Source organism: Bifidobacterium sp. POST2/T3 (B1) (genome assembly GCF_058197115.1).
In genome coordinates this window covers 1-3,692 of the sequence record NZ_JBVPQK010000267.1, presented here as the reverse complement: position 1 = coordinate 3,692, position 3,692 = coordinate 1, and the positions used below count along the sequence as shown (strand labels likewise).

Sequence of the window (3,692 nt, the reverse complement as noted above, 5' to 3'; positions counted from 1 at the left end):
GCCGCCCACGGCTCCTGAAGGATGGGCCATTGATCAGGCTCGCAGCTATGGGGAGACAGCAGTCTACTATCTGACGGCTCGTCGATTATCCCCGCAATCGGACAGCTGATCAAATCGACGGCTGATCCAGAGGTCTCGGATGGGTTTCCCGTGTATCCCAGCCCAGGTCTTCCAAAAGACGCCGGTCATGCTTATCCAGGGTTGAGCAATCCAATCTGGCAATCAGGTCGGGACGGATCCGACTGGTTCGCCTGATGGCCTCGTTGCGCCGGAACCTGTCCACCTTTCCGTGGTCGCCGCTGGTCAGTATCTCGGGCACGGCCATGCCGCGCCAGGTGGTGGGACGTGTGTACTGGCGATATTCCAGCAGCGGCTCATCCCCGGTATAGGACTCTTGCACGATGGATTCAGGATTGCCCATGAAACCGGGCAGGAGACGTGTGATGGCCTCCAGCATGACCGAGACAGCCACCTCGCCCCCATTGAGCACGTAGTCACCGATGGAGTACTCCCGGACGTCGGTCCCCTTATTCCGGTAGTAGTCGGGGATGCGTGCGTCGTAGCCCTCGTATCGGCCGCAGCCGAATACCAGCCTCTTCGCCTGTGACAGCTCGGTTGCATCGGCCTGGGTGAACAGAGGAGCGGATGGGTTGGGGAAGATCAGGATTGGTTCGGCCACGCCAGCCTTGTGGCTGTCTGCAGATGAATCTGCCTCGGATGCTATGCCATCGCTTTCGCCGCCGGAACTCTTCATCGCTTCTTTTTGCTCTTCTACTTCAGCGGTGCCAACTGTCTGGTCCGTGGGTGGTTGTTGCCGAGTCGATCCGTCTGGCATGTCCAGCAGGTCGTCCAGGCACTGGCCCCAGACTTCGGGTTTCATAACCATGCCAGCTCCGCCTCCTACCGGCGTATCGTCCACGGAGTGGTGCACGTCATGGGTCCAGTCGCGCAGATTGTGGGCATGTATGGTCACCAGGCCGTTTTCCTGGGCCTTGCCCAGCAGGCTGAGTCCAGTCACGTCAAAATATTCAGGGAAGACGGAGACAATATCGATTTGCATGTCATCAACTCTACCCAAGCCTGTTCGAGTCGGAATCGGGCGCGGAATGGCAGGTTTTTGAGTTCGCCTGAAGATTCACCACGATAGTAAGCCTCGTTTCCAACGACTCTGTCAGATTGATGACCACTTTGCATCAACTGTTCGGACATGGTCAGCTCAGTGGACAGTATCGTCGCCTCGTACTTGTCGCCTTGAGGATTCGTGACAACCTTGGCAAGGCAAGATCGATTGTATCTGTGCCGATTCCGATTTGATAGATTAATTTTGTGGCAGTAAACTCAAACTCAGATAGTAAAATACAACAATGATCCCGATATCAAACAAGATATACGCGTTTTAAGGAGACTCCTTGGAAAAACTTGAGCTCATTCGTCAGAACCTCACGCCAATCAATGATGCCCTTCCAACATTGTTGCCGCAGGCCAGGCTTCGCTCACTGTCGGCCATGAACACGCTTGGCACTCCTCGAATTAAGTATCCGAAGCTCTATGCAGACAACTTCAATGCGACGCTCCGCGCAGAAATCGCAGATGAGCCAATCGACGGCTGGCAACTTACGAAGTCCACTTCCTGCCTTCATCTGCGCAATACCGGCTCAGGCCTCAGGCTTCGATTCCTCAAGAAGTTCAAATTCGAGGGAAGTGTTCCTCCCGCCGGTCCGAACTTACGGCGTAGGGAGGCATGGGTGCAACCAGCTATGCTCGACCAGGAGCTTTCCGGCAAGAAGCCACTGAGCGACTCGGAAATCGTCCTGGTTTGGACCGAAGCAAATGGCATTTTCCATTGTTCTGCCTACCAGCCTACTGGAACCGGCCGGTTTCCTAAGGGCGCTCCCTGCATTGCCCTCATGGTTCTTCAGATGGGTGAAGGTTTCAAGGGTATGGCGTTTAACGGTGATGACGAGGAAAATGAGCTGTTGGTCCCACGCTCAAATACAATTGTCGAAGAAGAAAGGGAAGAGACGGTCCGATGAATGACTTCAACCCCACGCGCATTGAGCTTGCACGGAAGTATCGGGGTTGGACCAAGAAAGAGCTTGCTGAGCGTTCTGGCATGACCCCGACCTACATCGGCATGCTGGTCGCCAGTTCGACCGCGCATCTTACGGAGTCGAGCGTCGAAAAGATAGCCTACGCAACCAGCCTTCCATTGTCTTTCTTCATGCTGCGCGAGCCAGGTCTTGACTGGAATCGTCTCGCCTTTCGTCGCAAGAAAACAATTACAAGAAATCTCAGCAATCGCATCTGTGCGGAGTTCGAGATGTTGTCGGACACGGCCTCCAGGGTCAGTTCGATGTCGAATGTGCCAGATAAGACTGCCTCCTGGCTTGATGAGATTGCACCGACCTTTGACCCGCAGGAACAAGGAGTCCGTCGCATTGCGGCAAACACGCGCGCGATACTGGGTCTGCCTTCCACGGGAGCAGTGCGTAACATGATCCGAAGCGTGGAACGTAAAGGAGTGATCATTGCACCGCTGACAACGAAGGTGGCTGATTCCGTCAGTGATGGAGTTACTTACCCAGACAAGGCCCTTATAGGCTATTTTCCCGAAAACAAGCCTGGTGACCGGCTCAGATTCACTATTGCTCATGAGCTAGGGCATCTGGTTTTGCACCGGTACCGCCGTCCCAAGGATGTGTCCTTGATGGAGAGGGAGGCTAACGAGTTTGCTGGTGAATTCCTTCTTCCTGAGTCCGACGCGAGAGCGGTCATCAGCCCGAGCATGATGCTGGAGGACTACCTGTACGTAAAGTCCGGGTGGGGAATTTCCATTGGTGCGGCCGTGCGCAGAGCCTTCGATCTCGGCCTGATCGATGGAGACAAATACAAATCCCTGTACGTTCGCATGGCACAGCGTCACTGGATAAAGCATGAGCCCGTGGAGGTCAAGACGGAGCATCCGGTGCGTCTTGCTCAAATGCTCGGCCGTGCATTCGGTGGACTGGACGACACTGGTCGTTCCACGGTGCCCAGGGATGGGATTGAGGGATTCCTTGGTGTTCCCTTCGAACTGGCGAACGATTGGTGTGACAACAGGCTGACGGAAAAGGCGGCGAGCTGGACGACCATGAGATAGGCAAAGCGGCTATAGAAGTATCTCCATAAAGGCCATATTCGTCAGCAAGATATTCGGAAATGACTTACATGCCGGTAATGTCAAGTCAAAAAAGAAGCTCAGTGGGTTCTTTGTTGACAGAACAGGAAAGTATGACCGGAACAGCGAGGGCTGACTTGTCCAGGATCATCGAAGTCGTGGCAAAGTTAAAAAACCAACGGAGAGTAGCCTAGCCTGATCGATGGTGAACGTGAGTTGCAGGAGACACATCAGCGTTAACAGTAAATCTCGATGTCGCCAACTCTACCCAAGCCTGCTCAGGTACAGAGTGAGCGCGGATTGGTATACCTGTGGGTGCTACACTAGCTGGGTCTTCAAAGGTTATGGAGGTGAACCGGCTCTTCGCAGCATGCGGCTGTAAGTCCGGCGCCACCTTGGAAGATGTCATCAACGCAGCCAGAGAGCTATAACCGTTGCGCAAACTGCAATGAGAGCGACATCGGATGATGCCATGCCGTACGGATCCGTGGAGATGGCTATGCGAACAGTCTGATGCGTTAGGAGCGGACGGTCC

Annotated in this window: 3 protein-coding genes; 2 read left to right on the top strand and 1 reads right to left on the bottom strand. The window is 54.5% G+C overall.

Going from position 1 to position 3,692, the window contains the following annotated elements:
- Nucleotides 1-109 precede the first annotated feature (109 nt).
- Nucleotides 110-1,060, bottom strand: coding sequence for a tRNA (guanosine(37)-N1)-methyltransferase TrmD (gene trmD, locus AC0AP0_RS10255; RefSeq protein ID WP_490430385.1), 951 nt, complete (start codon nucleotides 1,058-1,060; stop codon nucleotides 110-112).
- A gap of 349 nt (nucleotides 1,061-1,409) precedes the next feature.
- Between trmD and AC0AP0_RS10250 the strand changes: the two genes are divergently transcribed.
- Both AC0AP0_RS10250 and AC0AP0_RS10245 read left to right on the top strand, forming a co-directional pair.
- A complete protein-coding gene (locus tag AC0AP0_RS10250; protein ID WP_261254030.1) occupies nucleotides 1,410-2,033 on the top strand; it encodes a hypothetical protein in 624 nt (207 codons plus the stop codon).
- Nucleotides 2,030-3,139, top strand: a complete 1,110-nt coding sequence (locus AC0AP0_RS10245) for a helix-turn-helix domain-containing protein (protein WP_261254031.1) — start codon at nucleotides 2,030-2,032, stop codon at nucleotides 3,137-3,139. Before AC0AP0_RS10250 ends, AC0AP0_RS10245 begins: the two co-directional genes overlap by 4 nt.
- Nucleotides 3,140-3,692: the final 553 nt, after the last annotated feature.